Source organism: Variovorax sp. MHTC-1 (assembly GCF_003984645.1).
In the GTDB taxonomy this organism is placed as follows: Bacteria; Pseudomonadota; Gammaproteobacteria; order Burkholderiales; family Burkholderiaceae_C; genus Variovorax.
The window spans coordinates 108,080-130,466 of record NZ_RWKI01000005.1 but is presented as its reverse complement, the minus strand read 5'-3'; the positions used below and the strand labels follow the sequence as shown (position 1 = coordinate 130,466).

Below are 22,387 nucleotides of genomic sequence, written 5' to 3'. Positions count from 1 at the left end.
GCGGAACGCGCGCTATGCGAGCGGCGGCAGGCGCGGCGGCCACGCGTAGCTGAAATCCTCGAAATCGAGCGTGAGGTTCGGGCTGTAGGCAGGGTCTTCCTTCAGCGCCGCGCCCCAGCGCCCGAGCATGTATTGCCGCTCCCGGTCGTAGCGGGCCTTCCTTGCCGGTGCGACGTCGTCCCCCCGCGTGGCGGATTCGTGATGGAACAACTCCGCATACGGCGTCCACACGTTGCGATAGCCCGCCTCGCGCAAGCGCAGACAGAAGTCGACGTCGTTGAATGCGACCTGCAGGTGTTCGTCGTCGAGACCGCCCACTTCCTTGTAGGTCTTCTTGCGCACCACCAGGCATGCCGCCGTCACCACGGAAAACGACTGGGTCAGGACAGCCCGCTGGAAATAGCCGTGATCGCCGGCCTGCAGCCGCTTGTGCGAGTGCCCTGCGATACCGCCGATGCCAAGGATCACGCCGCCATGCTGAAGCGTCATGTCCGGATACCAGAGGCGCGCGCCCACGGCGCCCACACCGGGCTGCAAGGCGATGCCGGCCATCTCGGACAGCCAGTCGGGCGATATCACCTCGATGTCGTTGTTGATCAAGGCGACAAGTTCGCCGTTCGCCAGTTCGACCGCCGCGTTGTTGAGCGCCGAAAAGTTGAACGGCCTGTCGTCCCGGACGACACGGATGCCGGACTGCTCGCCCAATCGACGGAAGTAGTCCAGCGCTCCCGGATCGTCCGACCCGTTGTCGACCAGGATGATCTCGTAGCGCGGATACCTCGTCTTCTGCTGAATGCTCTCGATGCACTGGCGCACCAGCCCGGCTGCGTTCCGCGTCGGAATCACAAGCGACACCAGCGGCGGCGGGTCGGGCAACGCGTAGTGCACGCGATAGCCGTCGGCGGTGGCCTCCACGCGTCCGCGCACGTGGGTGCGGGCGAGGTGCTCGTTCAATGCGCGCTCGCCGGCCTGCTGTGCGTAAGGCTTGACCTCCGTCGATGCTGCCGTGCTCGCCGCATGCACACGCCAGTGATAGAGCACCCGCGGAATGTGATGCACCTGCCCGGGCGCCACGCGCTCGATGCAGCGCAAGACGAGGTCATAGTCCTGCGCGCCTTCCATGCCGAGCCTGAAACCGCCTGCGCTGCGGACCAGGTCGGTCGTGAAGGCCCCCAGATGCGAGAACATGTTCTGCGATCGGAAAAGATCGAAGTTCCAGTCGGGTTTGAAGTAGGGCGCGGAGCGCACGCCCTGGCTGTCGATCTTGTCTTCGTCGGAATAGATCAGGCGCGCATCGGGATGGCGATCGATCGCATCGGCCAGCCAGAACAAGGCATGCTCGGGAATCAGGTCGTCGTGGTCCATGAGCGCGACCCACGATCCGCTGGCCAGCTCGAGCGCGCTGTTCGAAGCGGCAGCGATGTGCCCGTTCTGCGGCCGGAACACGACCTTGATGCGCGGATCGAGCGCAGCGTATTCCGCCAGTACCGCCCGCGTCGCTTCCGTCGGAGATGCATCGTCGGCAATGCACAGCTCCCAATGCGGATAGATCTGCCGGCGCACCGATTCGATCGCCTCCCGCAGCCAGGCTCCATCGGTGTCGTAGGCGGGCATGACCACGGATATCAAGGGCGGCCTGTCCATGGCGGCGACGCGTCGCCTCATCGCGTCACGAAGCGCATCGGTCAGCGTGTCGTAGCGCTTCACCCACTCGCTGTAGTGCTTGCGATCGAGCGTGCCGGCATCGACCATGCGCGGCGGCCCTTCGCCGCGCAGCAGGATGCCGAACGAGGTTTTCAGGCCCTGAAAACCGGAGCGCCGGAAGATCAGCCAGGAGCGGCCCAGCATGCCTCCCACGCCCCCGCCCTTGTAGACCGCAGCGGGAAGGACGCGCACCAGACGCCAGATGCGGTGCGCTTGCGCGGCGAATGATGAAGCGCGGGTCATCTGTCGACTACACCGACTCGAACAGATCGCGCACCACGCCGCGCACGCCGCGTCCGAATTTCTGGTAACGGCCCTTCAGCGCCTCGCGGAGCACCGGCACGACGCGGGTCACGCGCCTGGGCGGCAATGCGGCGCGAAAGCGCTGGTGCTCCAGCTTGTCTCGAACCTTGCCGATGGTTTCGGCCGCGACCAGGTCGCCGAGGGCGAGCAGCCGCGCGAGAAGAAGCTCCGCCTTGAAGGCGCGCTTGACGTGCGTGTCGCCTCGCGAAGCAAGTGCCTTCTGCACCTTGCGCCGGAACGAGTCGCGCTGCGCGCCGATCTGGTTGCTTTCGTGCTGCCGATAGTCGATCAGCTCGTCTTCGAGCACGTCGACACGACCGATGGCCGCGGCGATGATCGCGAGCCATTCGTCGTGCAGCCATTCGACAGGAAACGGCGCCGCCTGCGCCAGCAGCGACCGGCGGAACACCGTCGTTGCACCGGTGACCAGGTTGCGACGCAGAAAGACGTCGAATGCGCGGCCGCCGTGAATCCAATCGAGTTCGAAGGGCTTGACCTCGAGCGCGTGGAACAGCGACCCCCCAAGGTCCTGCCGCGCCGCCCCCACCAGCCGCGCATCGGTGTGCAGCAACAGCAGCTCCGGGCGCCGCTCGAACTCGGCCGCGATGCGCGCCAGCCGATCGGGGTGCCACACGTCGTCTTGATCGCAGAGCGCAATCAGGTCGCCCTTGCACGCCAGGGCGGCCTGTTCGAAGTTCTTGGTCACCCGCAGCGGCGGCAAATTCTCGATGACGCGCAGATCGATCGAAAGGCCCGGCTTTGCCCGCTCGCATTCTCGAAGCGCCGCACGCGCGACCTCGATGCCGTCGTCCGTCGAGGCGTCGTCCGAGAGGACGATCTCCCCCGGCGGCAGCGTCTGAAGACAAATGCTGCGTATCTGTTCGCCGATGAAGCGAGCGCCGTTGTGGGTGCAGAGAGCGACTGAAATCAAGGCGAAACCGGATGAGGGCCGCATCTTAAAGGTTTGCGCCATTGCTCCGGTCCGGTCATCGACCTCCGGTCCGGTCGGTAAAATCGCCGGTCGCTCTCAGAACTAAGGAAAAGGCATGCGATTGCTTTCAGTGGTGCTCTCAGGTGGCGCCGGATCGAGGCTGTGGCCCGCGTCACGCCAGGCATTCCCCAAGCCCTTCATGAAGCTCGGCGACTCGACCCTGCTCCAGCAGGCCATCGAAAGAGGGCAGGCCTGCGGCACGGGCGACCTGATGGTGGTGACCAACAAGGACCATCAGTTCCTGACCAAGGACGTGCTGCGCCAGATGAGCGATCCGCCCACGGCCACGTTTCTGCTCGAACCCAAGGGCCGCAATACGGCGCCGGCCATCGCGCTGGCGGCCTTGCAGTGCGAGCGTCAGTTCAGCGGCGACACCGTGATGCTGGTGCTCTCGGCCGATCATCTGGTGCCGGACGTCGAAGCCTTCGTCGCCAGCGCTAGCGAGGCGTTCCGGCTGGCCCAGGAGGGGGCGCTGGTGCTGTTCGGAATTTCGCCGACCGCGCCGGAGACGGGCTTCGGCTATGTGGAAGTCGATCGCGTCTCGCGCGACAGCCAGCCGGTCAAGCGCTTCGTCGAGAAACCGGATCTGCCTACCGCGCAGGAGTATCTGGCGACGGGCCGCTACTACTGGAACAGCGGCATGTTCTGCTTCACCGCGGCCGCGATCATCTCGGCGATGGAGCTGCATGCGCCGGAGGTGCTGAGGGCAGCGCGCCATGCGATGGACTCGGCGCAGACCAAGGGCGAGGCGATCAGCTTCGACTTGCACGCCTTCGGTCTGCAGCCCGACATCAGCATCGACTACGCGGTGATGGAACACGCCGACAACGTGCGCGTGGTGCCGGCCCGGTTCGCCTGGAGCGACGTGGGCTCCTGGCCCGCCGTCGCCAAGGCTCAGATCTCGGACGCCAGCGGCAACACCTTCCCGGACGACCACGTGGTGGCCGTGGACACCACGGGTACCCACATCCAGGTCGAGAGCCACGGACCCAAGATCGTGGCGGCCCTGGGCCTGCGCGACTTGGTGATCGTCGACACGCCCGATGCGCTGCTGGTAGCCCACAAGGACAGCGCGCAACAGGTCAAGAAGGTGGTCGACATCCTCAAGGCGCGCAAGCATGAGACGGTGAATCTGCCTGCGGTCGTCCACCGCCCCTGGGGCACCTACGCCTCGCTCAAGGAAGAAGACGGCTACAAGGTCAAGCGCATCACGGTGAAGCCGGGCGAGGCGCTCTCGCTGCAGTACCACCACCAGCGCGCGGAGCACTGGGTTGTCGTGCAAGGCACGGCGATCGTCCAGATCGGCGATGTGGAGCACAAGACCTTGCCCGGCGAGTACCGCTACATCCCGCTCAAGGAGAAGCATCGATTGACGAATATCGGACAGGACGAACTGGTTCTCATCGAAGTCCAGTGCGGTAGCTACCTCGGCGAAGACGACATCGTGCGCCTGGTGGACACCTACGGACGCGTATGAGCCAGGCACATTCCAATCTTCATCGCAACGCGTGGGCCGACTGGTGGGAGGGCACCCGCCGGACCGACATCTGGTGGACGCTGGCCTGGTTCGACATCGTGCTGCGCTACCGGCGCTCGATGCTTGGACCCTTGTGGCTGACCCTCAGCATGGGCGCCATGATCGGCGGCATGGGGCCGCTGTACAGTTCGCTGTTCGGCCACGAGCTGTCGAAGTTCTTTCCTCACCTGGCGCTGGGCATCATCTTCTGGGGCTTCTTCTCCAGCATGGTGACCGACTCGTGCAACGCCTTCATCGGATCGAGCAACTATCTCAAGCAGGGCTACTTCCCGATCAGCCTGTTCGTCTGGCGGAGCATGGCGCGCAACCTCATCCAGTTCTCACACCACATCGTGCTCTACGTGCCGGTGGCGCTGTGGGCCGGCGTCTCGCTCTCGTGGTCTGCGCTGCTCTTCGTGCCCGCCTTCCTTCTGACGCTGATCAACGCCCAGGCGCTGGGCATGGCGCTCGGGCTGGTCTGCACGCGCTTTCGCGACGTGACCCAGATCGTCACCAGCGTGATGCAGATGCTGATGTTCCTGACGCCCGTTTTCTGGCTGCCCGAAAGCCTGCCCGATCGTGCCCAGTACATCCTGTGGAATCCATTCGCGCAAATGCTTGATCTGCTGCGTACGCCCCTGATGGGTGGCGTCTCCGGCGCCCACAACTGGTGGGGCATCCTGGGGTGGACGGCGCTGAGCGTGCTCGCTTCGGCCCTGCTTTTCGCGAAGTACCGCCGTCGCGTCGTCTACTGGCTGTAAGGAACCATGGCTTTCATTTCCCTCAAGAACGTCTCGGTCAACTTCCCGATCTATGGGGCCGGGGCCGCCTCGCTGAAGAAGACCCTCGCCGCATCCGTGACCGGCGGCCGCTTCGGCAAGGAGACCGGCGTCAACGTGGTGCAGGCGCTGAGCAACATCAACCTCGAGTTGAAGAGCGGCGACCGCCTCGGTCTCGTCGGCCACAACGGTGCGGGCAAGTCGACGCTGCTGCGCGCGCTGGCCGGCGTCTACGAGCCTTCCTCGGGCGAATTCGTCCGCCAGGGCTCCGTCTCCAGCCTGATCGACCCGGCATTGGGCATCGAGCACGATGCGACGGGCATCGAGAACATCATGCTGCGCGGGCTCGTGATGGGTATGAGCAAGAAGCAGATCGACGCGCTCACGCCCGAAATCTGCGAATTCAGCGGACTGGGCGAGTACGTCAACATGCCGGTGCGCACCTATTCCACCGGCATGCTGATGCGGCTGGCCTTTTCGATCTCGACCAGCGTCGAGGCCGATATCCTGCTGATGGACGAGTGGCTGTCGGTCGGCGACGCCGAGTTCACCGAGAAGGCGGAGCAGCGGATGAAGGACGTGGTGTCCAAGTCGGGCATCCTGGTGCTGGCCTCGCATTCGCCCGACCTGATCGCCAAGGAATGCAACCGGGTGATCCACCTGGAGCACGGGCGGATCGTCGAGGTCGCGAAGACCGAAGAGATCAGCCTGCCGCTCGCCGCAGCGCTTTGATCTCCTCGAGGCGGGCGGCGATTCTTCGGCCCGCCGCATCCAGCGACAGATTGGCTTCGGCGCTCGCCTTGCCGCGCGCCCCGACCTCGCGCGCCCATTGCTGGTTGTCGTAGACGCGCCGCATGAGCTGCGCCGCATGCTCGATGGAGGGTTCAGCCCATTCGAGCTTGGCGTCATAGGGTGGGATCGGCTTGCCGAGCTTCACCAGCTTGTAGGGCACGAGCAGGCTGTTGCTCTCGTCCATGAAATCGACGTTGCCTGAGAAGTTGGTGGCGATCACCGGCTTGCCCATGAGCATCGCCTCGGCCATCGTGAGGCCCAGGCCCTCGCTGCGGTGGAGCGACACATAGGCATCGCAGGCGTCCATGAGCGACAGCACCTCGTCGGGGCTGTAGACCTGGTCGATGACCGTGATGTTGGCGCCGGCGGCAGCGTCGCGCAGTTCCTGGATCTGGGCCGGATGCCGATCGCCGAAGGAGGTCTTGAGGACCAGGCGCACGTTCTCGTCGGCGCCGAACGCGGCCTTGAAGGCGCGGACCAGGCCGAGCGGGTTCTTGCGCTCCATCACGCTCATCATGTGGAACGTGAACAGGAACGTGAACGACTCCTCGCTCAGTCCGAAGTAGGACTTGCTCCGCCGCTCATAGGGCGCCAGCTTGACGCCGGGGAACAGCGTGCGGACCGGAATGCGCAGGCGATCGCGCAAGCCCTTGGCAACGAAATTCGTCGCAGTCCATACTTCGTCGACCTTCGCGGCTTGCGCTACCCAGGAGTCGGGAATCGAATCAAATTCCCAGTACCAATAGGCAATCCGGTAGGTGCGGGGCGAACGTGCAGCGAGATCGGCCCGCTCATAGACCTGATCGAAGAAAGGTTCGGGCTGGGTATGGATGATCGTGGCATCAAAATCCTCGAGCCCATCGAAAGCCGCGTGATTAGGGTCATCCTTCTTGTCGGTGCGCAGATCTCGCAACGAGACAGCGTTCCCTGCTCGCTGGAGTCCTTCGACCAGCGCTTCGACAGACACCCGAAGACCCGACGGATAGCAGAAGTGCCCTATCACGTTCGCGCCCGGCGCAACTAGCTTGGCAGCGACCGCATGCTTGTCAAGCTCGGCGCACCAGGCTCTGACCTCAGCAGATTGCATTGCGTCATCCGACTGCAGCCAGTCAATCAACATGACGGCGTTGTCGACGTCTTCGAGTGCTTGCGGATGCCGCGTTCGCCAGTGCTCTCTGGCATGGTAAGCAAAGCGCAGTTGGCTTGCAGGCAACACCTCCAGAGACCATTGAGAGGGCTCGATCCAGTCTCCCTTTGCGCGGTATGTCGCAGCAAACCAGGCCGCAAAAGCCTGGCGGCCGAACACCGTCATGGCATCCGGATAGAGCCTTTGCCACGCAGGGGTAAAAAGATAGGCGCGCACCAACTCGTGGGCCGGACTTTCAGCCGCCCGCCAGAACAACCACCATATTTCCTCGAGGCGCAATCCAGCCTCGCTGCGGCCGTTCTGCATAAACCATCGAAACAGCCCGAGGCGGCCGGTTGGCGTCAAGCCATGGGGCATCAGCTCTCGGACATCTGCTCGAAAGAGGAAGGTCTGTCTTGCGTTGGCCGAGATATCTTCGGAAAAGAGTTGTTCCAAGGCATCGGCGAGAGTCTCGGACACGCCAAGATGCGCTTGAGCCTCACTCGTCAGCCAGCGTGCAAAGTCTCCCGCCGCGCCGTCGGAGAGCGCTTTGGGGAACCGCTCTCGTATGTCCTTGCGCGTACGGAGAAGATCGAGAACCCAACGTGCGGCGGACCATTTGTCGCAAACGCGATGTGCAGGCTGAGGAGACCAAAACACCAGCTCTCGCGGCAACTCCGTGACCTTAAGGCAAGCACTGTCATCAGCGAGATCAAGCTGCACTACCGGCGCCGGAAACGAACCATCCTCGTCAACGCGCTTTCTCAGTACATCGCGCACGCTAGGAACACCACGCCCCCTCAAGGCCGGGATTGCAGAGTTGCCGTCCAGTTCGGGGTGCAGGTAAGGATCTTCATCAATGCCCAACAGGCGAATGTCGTCTGCTATGCGCCGCACGTCCTCAACCGGATTCGTGTTTCCGCGCGTGGCTCCTTCGTGATGTACCAGGCACGCACTCGGCGCATATGCGGTTCGATACCCTGCTCGCCAAATCTGCAGGCACAGGGCGACATCACTCATTGCGACGAGATATGACTCATCGAAGCCCCCTACCCGTTCGAAGGCATCACGACGGACAAGCTGGCAAGCACCCATGATCGCGAGCCAGTTGCGTGGATGGTCCGGCGAGCCAAACACGTCCCATTCGTGTTCGGGGGCACTCCGATACATCAATGCGCAGAGATGAGGACCAACGCCCACGCCACCATGTTGCAACTCGCGCGACGGGTAAACCAGCTTGGTGCCGACCACTCCGACGCCGGGGCGCATCGCGAAACGCACCATCTCCTGCAGCCAATCGCGAGAGATCACCTCGATGTCATTGTTCAAGAACAAAAGCATCTGACCGCGCGAGCATGAGGCACCATAGTTGCACGCCGCCGAGTAGTTGAATTTTTTCTCGAATCGAACGATGCGAACCTCAGGATGCGCGCCCAGTTCACTGAAGTACGCCAAGGTCTCCGCTTCCGTAGAGCCCGTATCGACGATAACGATTTCCTTGTTGGCATAGTCGGTGCCGAGCAGCAACCCGTCGATGCACATTCGTAGCAGTTGCACCTTGTCCTTGGTCGGGATGACGACGGATACCAGGGGCAACTTTTCGATCGTCCATGTTGTGCGCTGAGTCCCATCGGGCTGCGTTGCAGCCATCGCCGGAAACTCATGCGCACGCCAATACTTTTCGATGACTCCACGATGGTCGGCAGCCTCGCGCGTAGAGGCAGCGGGACGTTCTCGGTCGCTACCCGGTTTTCTATGACACAAGACCTTGGGGATTCGCTGAATTTGCTGAGCCAGATCACTGACTCGCAGATTGAGGTCCCACTCGACGGCCGCTCCGGTGCTCGTGTCGATCCCACCTGCCGCAAGAACAAGCGTCCGCCGCAATATCGTCAGTCGACCAAAGTAGTTGAAGGCATACAGAAGATCGGGTGACCACGATGGCTTGAAATGAGGCGCATTGCGAAATCCGGCATTCGATCGCTCGTCCTCATCACTGTAGAAGAGGTCAGCCTCCGGAAGACGCTCCAATGCCACCGAGAATTCATTCAGCGCGTACGGAGCAAGCACGTCTCCGCAATCTAGTACGGCGACAAACTGTCCGCGCGCCATCTCCAGAGCAGCGTGCAAGTGGGAGGGCTTGTCGCCCTCCCCCGTTTTCGCGACCAACACCCGTGAATCGATCATCAAGGCGTCATTTGCCGTGAAGTCTTCAGCCGTCGCACAGAGCACTACTTCCCAAGCGCTATGCGGTTGTTCATGGATGGATTTCAGCGTCCTGAGCAGGTTCGCACGATCCCCAGCACCACAGATCAGAAAGCTCACAAGGGGAGCGTCCCCGATGGGCAACCCGACCAGAGGAGAACGACTCTCGACGCCAGAGACCCATAGCGCGTACGGCCCCGTTGGCGGAGGTGGCAGGCCCGACGAGACCGGGCCCTGCTTTGGCAAAGACTGTTTCGGCAGAGCCAGCTCCATCGCAGCGCTCCTGTCGCGGATGAAGCGCAGCCGCTGTGGGAGGCGCCAGGGTGTTACGGCCCACCATGCGGCCTTAAGCACACGTCTTCCGTATCGCCGTATGGATGATGGCGCGAGAGATGCAGTGGCTCCTGCCGTCTCGGCGCGCCGGTTGGCCGTCTGTGCCTTCGCAAGGTGGAGCGTCTCGCTGGCGTGTCGTTGCGCGTCGATGCGCCGGCTTTCAGCGGTTTCCAACGCTTGCAGCGCCTGGGCCAATTGCGCCTCGATCTGCGAAAGTCGATCATCGGAATGAACCCGTTGGTACCCGACTTGTCCCGATGCGGCATCCGCCCTGCGTACCTTAGCTTCGGCAGCCTCCGCACGCGAAGTTTGATGAACAATCTCCGCAAGCACAAAGCCGTCGAAGACATTTGGCGGAAACCTAAATGCCTTCTGCAAATCCGCGTGCTCCGCCGCGACATAGTAGCGATTGAGGCCGTCGGAGTAGCAATGTGCGTACCGGGCGCTACGCAACACATGCTCCCATTCGTCGTGGTTCGCGATTTGCGACAGGGGACGCGTCGCTTCGACGACGACGATCCACGGCCGATTGAGCTGCCAGTCATTCCCCACAAGTGCAGCTTTCTCCAGGCCCTCGACGTCTACCTTCAGAAAATGCACCGGCTGCGCAGCTGGAACGTGCTTGCTCCAAATTGCTGCCAAGGTCGTCATCCTGACCTGTTCTTGTCTTGCCGCCCATCCCGCCGCAACATGCGCCTCAGCAATCCTTGAGTCCGCGGTGGAAAGGCCGGTATCTTCGATGAAATTCATCGAGACGTTGCCGACGCGATCGCCGACGGCAACCGCAAGATTGATGTCGAACGGCCTTTTCTCGACAAGCTGAGCGAAGTAGTAGGGGTTGGGCTCGATGTTGATGCCCCGCCATCCTCTCTCGCTGAAAGCCTTGGTCACCGAGTGCAGATCGGGCGACCAGGCGCCGACGTCGACATAAAAGCCGTTCTGTACGTGGCCGAGCGCACGCCAGAGCATGACGTCTTCGAAGTTTTGAGCGTGGGAAACGAAAGGCATGTTTGCTTTGGTATGCGCGACGGCCTCCGATGAGCACGAGAGCAGCATGAACAAGTCGAAGGGTAGGGATTTTGCCTGCTCGCGACCTGTTACGAGGCGTGTCGAGCCCCCCAGCGTGCCAGCGAACTGGGCGAGTACCGTGGCACTTGTCCGATCGGCACGCTCATGTGACTGGCCTTTTGCATTCGCCCGACCTGATCGCCAAGGAATGCAACCGGGTGATCCACCTGGAGCACGGGCGGATCGTCGAGGTCGCGAAGACCGAAGAGATCAGCCTGCCGCTCGCCGCAGCGCTTTGATCTCCTCGAGGCGGGCGGCGATTCTTCGGCCCGCCGCATCCAGCGACAGATTGGCTTCGGCGCTCGCCTTGCCGCGCGCCCCGACCTCGCGCGCCCATTGCTGGTTGTCGTAGACGCGCCGCATGAGCTGCGCCGCATGCTCGATGGAGGGTTCAGCCCATTCGAGCTTGGCGTCATAGGGTGGGATCGGCTTGCCGAGCTTCACCAGCTTGTAGGGCACGAGCAGGCTGTTGCTCTCGTCCATGAAATCGACGTTGCCTGAGAAGTTGGTGGCGATCACCGGCTTGCCCATGAGCATCGCCTCGGCCATCGTGAGGCCCAGGCCCTCGCTGCGGTGGAGCGACACATAGGCATCGCAGGCGTCCATGAGCGACAGCACCTCGTCGGGGCTGTAGACCTGGTCGATGACCGTGATGTTGGCGCCGGCGGCAGCGTCGCGCAGTTCCTGGATCTGGGCCGGATGCCGATCGCCGAAGGAGGTCTTGAGGACGAGCTGAACGGCATCACGCTCGCGAAACGCTTCCTTGAACGCACGAATCAGGCCCAACGGGTTCTTGCGCTCCATCACGCTCATCATGTGGAACGTGAAAAGGAAGGTGAACGACTCCTCGCTCAGTCCGAAGTAGGACTTGCTCCGCCGCTCATAGGGCGCCAGCTTGACGCCGGGGAACAGCGTACGGACGGGGACAGAAAGCTTTTCACGCAAGCCTTTGGCGACAAATTCGGTGGCGGCCCAGACCTCATCGACCTTCTCGGCATGCTTCACCCATGCATCGGGGATGGAGTCGAATTCCCAATACCAATAGCCGATGCGGTAGCTGCGAGGGCTGCGTTCGAACAGATGCGTGCGCTGGTAAGCCTCGTCGAAGAAGGGCTCAGGCTGCGTGTGGACGATGGTGACGTCGTAGTACTCCATGCCGCGGAAGTCCGCATGGTGAGGATCGTCCTTGGCATCGGTCCACACATCGCGCTGCGACGCTGAAACGCCGACACGCCCCATGGCCTCGATCATGGATTCGGCGGAGACGCGCAGACCGGACGCGTAGCAGAAGTGGCCGATCATGTTGACGCCCGGCTGCGCGACCTCGCGAGCGACGGATGCCGCATCGAGCCGGCTGCACCAGGCGCGCGCCGTTTCGGGCAGGCCGGCCGCGGGGGTCGACAGCCAGGCCAGCAGCGCGCGCGCATGCTCCTCGTCGGCCAGCGCGTCGGGATGCGCGGCGCGCCACGCGCTGCGGGCCCAGTAGCCACTCCGAATCTGCAAGGCCGGCCTTTCCCAGTTCGGCCAGGTCGACGGATCCACCCAGCGGCCCGACGCGCCGTACTCGGCGGCGAACCAGGCGCAGAAGGCCTCGCGGCCGAAGACGGTGAGCCCGTCGGGATGCAGTTCTTGCCACGCGGGTGTGAACGCGTAGGCCAGCATGAGCTCGCGCGCGGGGTTCTGGGCCGCCTGCAGGAAGAGCCACCAGAGCGCCTCCTGCGGCAAGCTGGATTCGCTCGCGCCGTATTGCATGAGCCATCGAAAGAGGCCGGGCATGCCCGCCGGCGTCAAGCCATGCGGCGACAAGGGCCACAACAGCTTGTTCGTGAGAAGAGCCTGCCGAGCGGGATCGGCGATGCCGGCATCCAGCGCGTCGAGCACCAGCTGCAGGGCCGGATCGCCCAGGTGCAACTCGGCAGCGCCTTCGTTCTGCAACCATTGCGCGAGCCCGCCGTGGCGCCCGCTTTCGAGCGCCAGCGGGAAGCGCGCACGAAGATCGGCGCGCTTGCGCCACAGGTCGATCAGGAATCGCGCGGCCGAGCCGCGGTCCGCCACGTCTTGAGGCGCGACGGCGGGCCACAGAATGCCGCTGTGCGGCAAGCCCGCGGCCTCGCTCACGGCGGCATCGTCGAACAGGTCGAGCGGCGCAACGGCCGGCACCGGCATTCCGCGCTCACGCAATGCGAGTCGATCTCGCTCGGCTTCGACCAAGGCCGTGAACAGGGTCGCACGCGCCTGCTCGGCCGCGCGCCGGCGCAGGAACTCCAGCCGCTCGCGCATGAGCCAGGGCGTGGCAAGCCACCAGGCGCCCTTGGCGACGCGCCTCGCATAACGTCTCAGCAAGTATTCAGACATGGCGTTGGAGAAAGTCCTGGTAGGCGTTCTTGAGGCCGAGGCCGAGCGGGGTACGGGCTTTCCACCCCAGCGCGGAGAGCCGGCCCACATCCAGCAGCTTTCGCGGCGTTCCGTCGGGCTTGCTGGCGTCGAGCTTGAGCTCGCCCTCGTAGCCTACCGTTGCCTTCACGAGTTCGGCGACCTCACGGATGGTCACGTCCTCGCCCACGCCGATATTGATCAAGGGCGTCACCTCCGGGTGAGTGAGCGCGGCGAAGCATTCATCGGGAAGGTCGAGGAGAAACAGGATGGCTTCACCGAGGTCGGACGAGTACATGAACTCCCTGCGCGGCGTGCCGGAGCCCCAGACGACCACCGCGGGATCGGCCCTGACCTTGGCTTCGTGAAATCGGCGGATCAGCGCCGGCAGCACATGCGAATGCTCGGGGTGGTAGTTGTCGCCAGGGCCGTACATGTTGGTCGGCATCGCAGCGAGATAGCGCGTGCCGTACTGGCGATTGAAGGCCCAGCACGATTCCACACCCGAGATCTTGGCCAGCGCGTAGGGGCGGTTGGTGGCCTCCAGCGGACCGGTCAGCAGGTACTCCTCCTTGATCGGCTGGGGACAGTCCCGCGGATAGATGCACGAGGAGCCGAGGAAGAGCATGCGATCGATGCCGGACTCGTGAGCCGCATCGAAGACGTTGAGCTGGATACGCAGGTTGTTGTGCAGAAAGTCGACCGGGAAATTGGAGTTCGCGAGGATCCCGCCCACCTTGGCCGCGCACATGACGACGTGATCCGGGCGGTGCTCGAGAAAGAAGGCCCGCGTGGCGTCGCGGTCCTCGAGGTTCAGTTCATCATGGCTGCGCGTGAGAACCTCATAGCCCGACTGCCCCTTCAATGCCTGCAGCATTGCCGAACCGACGAGGCCGCGATGGCCAGCGACGAATACTTTCTTTGTTTCCATCTAGAACCTCAATAACTTCGCAATGAATGCGATGAAAAGTTGCGCACCAAGCTGATCAACGCCCCATGATCTGGCGGGCCAGCTTGATCATCGGATACCAGATGAACCGAGTCGTTCTGAAGACCGCGTAGCGCTGCGCAAAACGACGCAACCCTGTACCGGCAGGCGCCTGGGGCTGGACTGACGTCGCAACAGGCGCGAGAGTCGCATCGGAATGCGGCGAAGCGTCCGCACTCCAAAGGGCGTGCTGATACTTGCCAACATAAAGTGCCTCGCTCGGCGCAAGAATGAAGCGCACGAGGTCTTGCTCAGCTTGCTCCCAAAGAGCACGGCCCACCAAAGCGCCTTCCCTCGCCCGAGCTCCTAACCTGCCCACATCAGAAAAATCGAGCGGCCGCGGGTTGTGGTTGTCATAGAGCAATCCGTTGACGCCAGGCACGATGTACTCGTTCATGGTCCCTTGATTGGGCGCTACAACGCACTGGCCGCGACACATTGCCTCGAGGAAGGACTGCCCAATCCCTTCCTCCAGTCGAGGTGCAAAGTAGACGTTCGCGCGCTCCATCAACGCGTTCAGGTCGGCCTTGTTCTCGAACCACGTGGAAGTCGTGATGTTGTGCCTGGCGATGTCATCCGCCGAGGGGAGTTCAGGCGCAACCGTACCCGGGTCGGTTGCGAGGTGGATATGGAAGCTATCGAATTTCGTGTTTTCGATAAGCTTTCGGATCACTCGCCAAGGGAGCTGCAGTTCACGACGCAGCCAGAAAAACCCGTGCAGACCTTGCGGGGGCGGCGGCAACAGTTTCGTGACGGGCTGATAGTAGCGGGCAAAGTGGCTCACGATGCCGAAGCCTGTCGTCATGCTGTGCACCGCGCTCGAGAAATTCAATACCTTGGATCCCTGGAACGGCTCCCAGAACGCAGACAAATTGAAGATAGGGCCTTGCCAGATGCCGAATTGATCGAGCATCGGGATGTACACGACATTCGGATGTGATTCGCGAAAATGCTGACGGTCTGACAAGCAGAAGGACTGGAACATGATCACAACGTCATGTGATCGGACGTCTGCCCATGCGACCGGGGTGCCGCCCTGCCACGCGTCGTCCCAGAAGAAGTCGACACTGTGACCGTGCCGGCTCAGGATCTCAGGCAGGAAAGCCGTGGATTTGGTAGTTCGATGAAAGGAATGATCCAGGTATGCGATTCTTGCCACAGCGTTATCTTTTCAGCATCGATGAGTAAAGGCGTTGAACGACTGTGTATGCGCCCGGATATCTGCCCGGCGCCGCCTTCACGGCCTCTTTGGCGGATGCGTTGACCGGCGGGATGTGCGCTTTGCCTGGGGGAAGTGCGATAGGCTGGTTATCGGCGGGATGCTGAAGCTTTTCGATGGAAGCCCAACTGAGCGCACTAAGGAAATCGGGATTCGACGAGTGCCTTGCAAATACATCTCGCAAAAACTCAGTGCGGTTCGCCGGGTGATCGGGCAGGTTTGCCGCGCCGGCAAACAGGAAGAAGCAATGATAGAGCCCGGAGATGTCGGTCGGCGTCAGAAAGGGAAAGCGTTCGCCGACCACCCGCATGCACTCCATGCTGTGCTGGCGTACGTCACCGGAAGTGCCTCCGAGCGAATAGTTGACAGACACTTCTCTCGTGTACGTGAAGGTCACGGCAGCCTCGAGACAAGTCATGATCCATTTGAAGTCGGCGACGATCTTGTACGAGTCATCGTAAGGGCCTGAACTTTCGTAGGCCGCCCGAGTCGCATAGATTCCATTGTGACAGTCGTTGGCACACATGAAGTAGCAGCCCGGGTGGACGAATGCCGGATACCACTCCTGAACCACCCGGCCTCCTTGCACAACATTTGCAGCCGTCAACAAGATCGCAGATCCCCCGCAATCTCCCATCCGGTGCACAGCAATTTCAGCGGCGTCCGGTTGGAGCCAATCGTCCGAATTGAGAACGCAGATAAGCTGACCTCTTGCGAGCGGTATGGCCTTGTTCACCGCGTCATAAAGACCCTTGTCACGTTCCGAAGCGTAGTAGTCGATCCTGTCCGCGTACTGTCGGATCAGGTCAAGGGTCCCATCCGTAGAGGCACCGTCGAGCACAACATGCTCTACATTCGGATAGGTTTGGTTCTGGACGCTTTCGATCGTTCGTGACAAGGTCGCCGTGTTGTTGCGGACCACGGTGACATATGTCACTAGAGGCATGGAGGCGGTGCCTGTCTTGAAGCGTCCTCTCGTTCGCAAGCCGCCTTCTTCCAGTCTCGAACTATTGGCAGGCAGGGCGTCGGTCCAGTAAGGCCAACCAGCGCGATGTGTTTGCGGACGGCGGCTCTCGTGCAGCGGGAAGCGTGGACCATGGCTGCCGTTCTGATAGTCGAGGAAGTTGGCTTCGACGATGCCATCGGGGCGAGCGTACTTCGCAGCCAGAGTGCCCGGAGCCAGCTTGCGTGGTCGGCGATCTACAGGGCGCTCCGCATGGCGCGCATAGGCGGAACAAAGCGTCTCGCCAACGATCTCCGCGCAACGCTCCCAGCTGAACAGCCGGGCCCTCTCGACGCCGGCAAGCGAAAGCTCCCTCCGAAACTCTTCCGACGCGGAGATCTTCCGTATCGCGTCCGCCACGCCCTGCACGTCATCGGCGTCCAGCAGCAGCCCCGCCTCGCCGACGACTTCGGGAAGCGACGAGTTGTCAGCGCAAACAACGGGCGTGCCGCAAGCCATCGCCTCCAGAGGCGGCAGGCCGAAACCTTCGTACCGAGACAGATAGACGAAGCACAACGCGTCGCTGTAGAGCGCCGACAGATCCTCGTCCTCGACGAAGCCGGTGAGTACGATGCGATGTCGCCACCGCCCAGCCGCCGCCAGAGCACCCTGCAACTGCTCCAATTTCCAGCCGGACATACCGGAGAGCACGAGGTGCAACGGGCTCGATTCAGTCTGCTCCAGATACGACACGAAGGCATTGACGACCTGGTCGAGGTTCTTGCGTATCTCAAGAGTGGCCAGGCTGAGAACGAATGGAACCTGCGGAGGAATTCCATACTTTTCGCGCACCCTGCTCTTCGTGTTTGCGTCGTCGCAGGGTCTGAAGGAAGGACCGGCTGCGAGAGGGATGACAGTGACCTGCCTCGGGCTCAGATCCGGCCTACAGGCCAGCAGATCCCTTTTCGTGAATTCCGAAATAGAGAAGATGACGGTGTGCTCATCCAGACTGTCAACAATGCTGCGAACCTCTGCTGCAGCCTCGGGCGAGAAGAAGTCGGGTCGATTGATGCCGATGAGGTCGTAGACGATATGGGCGTGCAGCAGTCGCGGATCGAGCAGCCACTTCCGAGGCGCGACGCCGAATGGAGACAAGAGAATGTCGGCGTCCTGGGAAGGCTCCGCGTCGAGGGAAGCGTGCTGCTGCGCAGGCAAGCGCTTTTCGAGAACGTATTCGGCCGCGCGTGCTTCATCCCCGGGGCGATAGAAAAGCCTGGGCCTGAATCTGTGTGAATGCGCAAGCAAGGGAAACAACTCGTCACAGACGCGATAGACGCCGGTTTTGACCCCTTGCGCCAGCACATACATATCTAGCGCCAAGCGCGGGTTCGACTCACTCATCATCAAATTCAAGTTGGTTACAACGACAACAGTAGCAGGACAAGGACGCACGCCTACGTCAGCAAGGATCCGAGTCGCTGCCTTCTGTCAGGCGTGGATCACGGCGACCCTTTGCGCTTTGATTTCCGCCAGCCGTTGTGCAACCTTCCTGCCAGCAGCATGCACGGACAGGCTCGCTTCCGCACTTGCCTTGGCTCGTGCGCCGAGTTCGCGAGCCCAAGCGGGCTCGTCGAAGACGCGGCGCATCAGGGCTGCCGCCTGCTCGATCGAGGGCTCCGCCCACATCAGAGCGGCATCGTAGGGGGGCAGCGCCTGGCCCAATTTGACCAGTTCATAGGGGACCAGCAAGCTGTTGGAGTCGTTCATGAAATCGACGTTACCGGAATAGTTCGTCGCTATGACCGGCTTGCCCAGCAGCATTGCCTCCGCCATAGTGAGGCCGAGGCCTTCGCTTCGATGGAGCGAGACGTAAGCATCGCAAACATCGGTGAGCGATAGCACCTCGTCCGCGTCATACGTCTGATCGATGACTTGCACGTTGCAATCAGCTGCTGCCTCGAGCAACGCATCCATCTGAGCCGGATGATGGTGGCCGAACATCGTCTTTATCACCAGCAATACTGGCTCGTCTGGCCGAAAGGCCTGCTTGAAGGCCCGAATCAGTCCGAGCGGATTTTTTCGCTCCATGACGCTGTTCATATGAAAGTTGAACAGGAATATGAAGGTGTTGTCCGGGATGCCGAAGTACTTCCGTTCCCGACGCGTGTAGGTGCCTAGCCGCACGCCAGGAAACAAGGTCTTGACAGGAACAGAGAGCCTCTCGCGCAAACCTTTTGCGACGAACTCCGTGGCAGCCCAGACTTCATCGACGCCCGCCGCATGCCCGATCCAACTCTCCGGCACAGTGTCAAACTCCCAATACCAGTACGCAATCCGATAAGTTTTGGGCGATCGCTCTTGAAGATCACAGCGCGCGTACGCGTCGCTAAAAAAAGGCTCGGGCTGGGTATGGATGATGGTTGCATCGAAGTCCTCCAACCCCTGGAAGCGAACGTGATTCGGTTCGTCCTTGATGTCCGTTCTCAAATCGCGCAACGAAGTTTGGACCCCCAGCTCTTCCATGCCTTCGGCCAGTGCCTCCGCCGACGCACGGACACCCGAAGGGCAGCAGAAATGGCCGATCATGTTGACGCCCAACGAGGCCAGTTCCTCGGCGACCCTCTGGACGTCGAGCGCGGCGCACCAGGCCCGAGCTTCCTCCGTCAACGCAACGTCGCCGGATTGCAACCAGGAGAGCAAGGACATGGCCGTTGAGACGCTATCAAATGCGCCTGGCTGTCGCCTTTGCCATTCCTCTCGAGCATAGTACGCCTCACGCAATTGACGCGCCGCCGAGATGTCGACGGGCCAAGTGGAAGGCTCCAGCCATTTCGCCGGCGCAACTTGATAGTTCGATGCAAACCAGTCGGAGAAGGCTTTACGCCCAAACACAGTGAGCCCGTCCGGGTGGGTTTTTTGCCATTCAGGGGTAAACAAGAACGCCCGAACCAGTTCCAAGGCCGGGTTTTCGGTGGCCTGTATAAATAACCAAACAACCTCCTCAGCCTTCAAATTAAGCTCGCGCCCTCCGTCGCGCATGAACCATGTGAACAGCTCGGCCTGCCCGGGCGGCGTCAGTCCATGCGGAAGGGCAGCCCTGACATCAGCACGGAACAGGAACATCTGCCGTGCCGACGCAGCGATGTCCTGGCAAAGAACTTCTCGCAACTCCGTTTTCGCGCGCGTCGAGAGATTCAGTTGATTGCTGTCATCGCCGACCAGCCACCGCGCAAAACCACTGGCCTCAGGCTCAGAAAGTGCCTTGGGAAACCGGGCGCGCACATCGGCTCGAGTCCGCAGCGTGTCAATGCAAAATCGCGCCGCCGACCACTTGTCGACGATGGTTTGCGAAGACTGTGGAGGCCACGGTATTGCGTCGCGCAAGTGGTCAGCAGCCTGCAGCACTGCTTGATCGGCCGCAATGTCAAGGTTCGACGAGGCCCTGAAATCGCTGCCATCGTGAGCTGGCCGCATCATTTCATCTCGCTCGCGAATGAAACGCAAGCGCGCCGGCAGATGCCAAGGTGTGATGAGCCACCAAGCGGCTTTTGCTGCTCGACGTGCATGACGCCAAGCTGTGCTGGGAACCGCTGCAACCACCTTGCGCAAAGGCGCCGTGACGCGCCAAGAGCTGGATGCCAGTAAGGCGTGGTACTGCCGGGCCACCTCGTCCGCCCGATGATTCACCTCGACAACCAGCTTGTCTCGTACGCTGATCGCTCTCCGCAATTCGTTTGCTTCAGCATTGCTCTGCACCCGCGTTTGCCGTTCGCGTGCTCTCGCTTCAATAGCGCTCGCCTCCGACAATTCAATACGTTGTCGGGATTCGATCAATGCCCTCTCGGTGAAGGCGATGCGCACCCGAGCCTCCGCCAGTTCGCTTTCAGCCAGCGCCGTGCGTTGTTTGAACTCGATCAATTGCGCCTCGAACACGCTCGCCCGTTGCTGGGAGGCCTCCAGATCGGCGGCGACGAAACCGTCAAAAACGTTCGGCGGATATCTAAATGCGCTACACAGCTCCGCATGCTCCTGAGCGACATAGAAGCGATTCAGACCGTCTGAATAGACATGCCCGTAGCCCGCATTCAAAAGCGCGCCCTCCCATTCGGCATGGCTCTCCGTCCGAGAGTTCGGAAGGGTGGCTTCTACAACCACGATCCAGGGTCGATTGCAGGCCCAGTCGTTGCCCGCCAGTACGGCCGCTTCAAATCCTTCGACATCCACCTTGAGGAAATGAACCGCTTGCTGTGGCGGGACATGCTCCTTCCAGAGAGCGGCCAACGTGGTAAGGCCTACCTCCGCGCGGTTCAACGTATAGCCAGCGGCCACGTGACCGGCCGCGATCCGATCGTCGGCAGTGGACAATCCAGTGGCCTCGACAAAGTTCATGGTCAGGGAGCCGGTACGGTCACCAACCGCAGTACAGAGGTTTATGTCGAGCGGGCGCCGTTCCGACAACTGAGCAAAGTAGAGAGGATGCGGCTCGATGTTGATGCCGCGCCAACCTCTTTCACTGAACGCGCGCGTGACCGAATCCAGATCCGCAGACTGCGCCCCGACGTCGATGTAGAAGCCTCGTTCGACCTGGCCAAGCGCGCGCCAGAGCATCACGTCTTCAAAGTTCTGGGCGTAGGACACAAAGGGCATGGCTGGGTCAGAAGGCTGCGTGTGAGTGGAGTTTTTGACCATCGCCACGCGCAAGAATATTGTTGTACAGCGGCGGTGCGCATGTGTTGTCGATCGATCGGCAACACGAGGAGGAGGGCGCTGGCCATTTTATGGGCATCGCAGGTCCGGACTTCAGCTCGAAGTCCCCGCGAGTTCGAGAGGCGTGCTAGATGGCAGAGGCGGTGCGTCTTTGAGTAACACACGGACACGTATTCGCTTTCGGGCAAAATTGTCAGCTTTGCGCAGCGTGAGGCCTTAAGCGGTCTGCCCTGCGTCATCGATCAGATCTACAAGGAGTTCCGATGAAAAAACGTGCCGTGGTTACAGGCATCACCGGCCAGGACGGCGCCTACTTGGCGGAGCTACTGCTCAGCAAGGGCTATGTCGTCTATGGAACCTATCGCCGGACCAGTTCCGTCAACTTCTGGCGTATCGAGGAACTGGGCATCCAGGACAACCCCGACCTGCACCTGATCGAGTACGACCTCACGGACCTCGGCAGCTCGATGACGCTCATGAAGGAAGCCGCCCCCGACGAGGTCTACAACCTGGCCGCGCAGAGCTTCGTGGGCGTGAGCTTCAACCAGCCCGACGCCACGGCCCAGATCACGGCCATGGGCGCATTGCACCTGCTCGAAGCGATTCGCCTGACCAACCCGAAGATCCGGTTCTACCAGGCCTCCACCTCCGAAATGTTCGGCAAGGTGCAAGCCATTCCCCAAGTGGAAGACACCCCCTTCTACCCCCGCAGCCCCTACGGCGTGGCGAAGCTCTTCGCGCACTGGATGACCATCAACTACCGCGAGAGCTACGACATCTTCGGCTGCAGCGGCATCCTCTTCAATCACGAAAGCCCGCTGCGCGGCCGCGAGTTCGTCACGCGCAAGATCACCGACGGGGTGGCCAAGATCAAGCTCGGCAAGGCCGACGTGTTGGAACTGGGCAACCTGGGTGCCAAGCGCGACTGGGGCTTTGCCAAGGAGTATGTCGAAGGCATGTGGATGATGCTGCAGGCCAAGGAACCCGACAGCTTCGTGCTCGCCACCAACCGGACTGAGACGGTCCGGGAGTTCGTCGACATGGCCTTCAAGGCGGCGGGCTATGAGCTCCGCTTCGAGGGCGCGGAGCAGAACGAGGTTGGCGTCGACGTGAAAACCGGAAAGACGCTGGTGCGTGTGAATCCTAAGTTCTACAGGCCGGCCGAAGTAGACCTGTTGATCGGCAATCCCGCGCGAGCCAAGGAAAAGCTGGGGTGGGAGCCTACGACCACACTTGAACAACTCTGCAAGATGATGGTTGAAGCGGATCTCCGCCGAAACGCTGACGGGCGTTCGTTCTAGGACGAGGCGCGGCGGTAACTCGGACCGCCGCGAGAAGTG

General features: G+C 61.8%; 13 protein-coding genes. 5 read left to right on the top strand and 8 right to left on the bottom strand.

Annotated elements, in window-relative coordinates:
- Positions 1–12 precede the first annotated feature (12 nt).
- Together EJI01_RS10510 and EJI01_RS10505 are read right to left on the bottom strand one after the other, a co-directional pair.
- Complete coding sequence (locus EJI01_RS10510; protein ID WP_221885665.1) at positions 13–1,848, bottom strand: glycosyltransferase family 2 protein; 1,836 nt, start codon at positions 1,846–1,848, stop codon at positions 13–15.
- A 106-nt stretch (positions 1,849–1,954) separates the two neighbouring features.
- Complete coding sequence (locus EJI01_RS10505; RefSeq protein ID WP_260602403.1) at positions 1,955–2,938, bottom strand: glycosyltransferase family 2 protein; 984 nt, start codon at positions 2,936–2,938, stop codon at positions 1,955–1,957.
- Positions 2,939–3,053: 115 nt separating this feature from the next.
- Here EJI01_RS10505 and EJI01_RS10500 point away from each other — a divergent pair, with 115 nt between their 5' ends.
- From EJI01_RS10500 to EJI01_RS10490, 3 genes are read left to right on the top strand one after another with little or no spacing between them, the layout of a single operon-like run.
- The gene (locus tag EJI01_RS10500) at positions 3,054–4,475 is read left to right on the top strand and encodes a mannose-1-phosphate guanylyltransferase/mannose-6-phosphate isomerase (protein ID WP_126837055.1); all 1,422 of its coding nucleotides are present in this window, start codon (positions 3,054–3,056) and stop codon (positions 4,473–4,475) included.
- On the top strand, positions 4,472–5,275 hold the full coding sequence (locus tag EJI01_RS10495) for an ABC transporter permease (RefSeq protein WP_126837054.1): 804 nt from the start codon (positions 4,472–4,474) through the stop codon (positions 5,273–5,275). Before EJI01_RS10500 ends, EJI01_RS10495 begins: the two co-directional genes overlap by 4 nt.
- Before the next feature lie 6 nt (positions 5,276–5,281).
- Positions 5,282–6,025 carry an ABC transporter ATP-binding protein gene (locus tag EJI01_RS10490; RefSeq protein WP_126837053.1) on the top strand — a complete coding sequence of 248 codons (744 nt, stop codon included), beginning with the start codon at positions 5,282–5,284 and terminating at the stop codon, positions 6,023–6,025.
- On the opposite strand, the gene EJI01_RS10485 is transcribed toward EJI01_RS10490, so the two are convergent.
- A complete protein-coding gene (locus EJI01_RS10485) occupies positions 5,997–10,805 on the bottom strand; it encodes an FkbM family methyltransferase (protein ID WP_260602421.1) in 4,809 nt (1,602 codons plus the stop codon). The two genes, EJI01_RS10490 and EJI01_RS10485, sit on opposite strands and share 29 nt — an antisense overlap.
- Positions 10,806–10,924: 119 nt before the next feature.
- Between EJI01_RS10485 and EJI01_RS29275 the strand changes: the two genes are divergently transcribed.
- Positions 10,925–11,056 carry a hypothetical protein gene (locus tag EJI01_RS29275; RefSeq protein ID WP_260602402.1) on the top strand — a complete coding sequence of 44 codons (132 nt, stop codon included), beginning with the start codon at positions 10,925–10,927 and terminating at the stop codon, positions 11,054–11,056.
- Here EJI01_RS29275 and EJI01_RS10480 read toward each other — a convergent pair.
- The 5 genes from EJI01_RS10480 to EJI01_RS10460 form a co-directional block, all read right to left on the bottom strand.
- A complete protein-coding gene (locus EJI01_RS10480; protein ID WP_126837052.1) occupies positions 11,028–13,172 on the bottom strand; it encodes a glycosyltransferase family 4 protein in 2,145 nt (714 codons plus the stop codon). The two genes, EJI01_RS29275 and EJI01_RS10480, sit on opposite strands and share 29 nt — an antisense overlap.
- Positions 13,165–14,121 (bottom strand): GDP-L-fucose synthase family protein, encoded by a 957-nt coding sequence (locus EJI01_RS10475; protein WP_126837051.1) that lies wholly within the window; start codon positions 14,119–14,121, stop codon positions 13,165–13,167. Before EJI01_RS10475 ends, EJI01_RS10480 begins: the two co-directional genes overlap by 8 nt.
- 55 nt (positions 14,122–14,176) lie before the next feature.
- On the bottom strand, positions 14,177–15,337 hold the full coding sequence (locus EJI01_RS10470; protein ID WP_126837050.1) for a glycosyltransferase: 1,161 nt from the start codon (positions 15,335–15,337) through the stop codon (positions 14,177–14,179).
- Between the two features lie 4 nt (positions 15,338–15,341).
- Positions 15,342–17,741 (bottom strand): glycosyltransferase, encoded by a 2,400-nt coding sequence (locus EJI01_RS10465; RefSeq protein ID WP_185878891.1) that lies wholly within the window; start codon positions 17,739–17,741, stop codon positions 15,342–15,344.
- A gap of 87 nt (positions 17,742–17,828) precedes the next feature.
- Positions 17,829–20,987, bottom strand: coding sequence for an FkbM family methyltransferase (locus EJI01_RS10460; protein WP_126837293.1), 3,159 nt, complete (start codon positions 20,985–20,987; stop codon positions 17,829–17,831).
- Positions 20,988–21,310: 323 nt separating this feature from the next.
- On the opposite strand from EJI01_RS10460, the gene gmd reads away from it, so the two are divergent.
- Positions 21,311–22,348: a GDP-mannose 4,6-dehydratase gene (gene gmd, locus EJI01_RS10455; RefSeq protein WP_126837048.1), complete on the top strand. Its 1,038-nt coding sequence runs from the start codon at positions 21,311–21,313 to the stop codon at positions 22,346–22,348.
- The last annotated feature ends 39 nt before the right edge of the window (positions 22,349–22,387 follow it).